Consider the following 441-nt stretch of genomic DNA (forward strand, 5'->3'; position numbering starts at 1 on the left):
AAGCTCTTTAGCGCCGATGGTAGTTGGGGGCTTCCCCCTGTGAGAGTAGGACGTCGCTAGGCTTATTGCCCAGGAGGATTAGCTCAGCTGGGAGAGCACCTGCCTTACAAGCAGGGGGTCGGCGGTTCGAGCCCGTCATCCTCCACCATATATGCCGGTGTAGCTCAGTTGGTAGAGCAACTGACTTGTAATCAGTAGGTCGAGGGTTCGACTCCTTTCGCCGGCATCCTTTTTTGGAGGGGTAGCGAAGTGGCTAAACGCGGCGGACTGTAAATCCGCTCCTTCGGGTTCGGCGGTTCGAATCCGTCCCCCTCCACCATTAGCAAGAGCCATTAGCTCAGTGGTAGAGCATCTGACTTTTAATCAGAGGGTCGAAGGTTCAAGTCCTTCATGGCTCACCAGTTTTTATAAATATTTTGTGCCATTATTAGTTTTTGTGCT

General features: G+C 52.4%; 4 tRNA genes. All 4 read left to right on the forward strand.

The features are described from left to right. Window positions 1-72 precede the first annotated feature (72 nt). The 4 genes from QYB95_RS19135 (at window position 73) to QYB95_RS19150 (ending at window position 401) form a co-directional block, all read left to right on the forward strand. Window positions 73-148: transfer RNA gene (locus QYB95_RS19135), tRNA-Val, on the forward strand. 5 nt (window positions 149-153) lie between these two features. Further along, window positions 154-226: transfer RNA gene (locus QYB95_RS19140), tRNA-Thr, on the forward strand. A gap of 9 nt (window positions 227-235) precedes the next feature. Beyond that, window positions 236-319: transfer RNA gene (locus QYB95_RS19145), tRNA-Tyr, on the forward strand. A gap of 7 nt (window positions 320-326) precedes the next feature. Beyond that, window positions 327-401 (forward strand) — tRNA-Lys (locus QYB95_RS19150). Window positions 402-441: the final 40 nt, after the last annotated feature.

Source organism: Ureibacillus aquaedulcis (assembly GCF_030418165.1).
Lineage (GTDB): Bacteria > Bacillota > Bacilli > Bacillales_A > Planococcaceae > Ureibacillus > Ureibacillus aquaedulcis.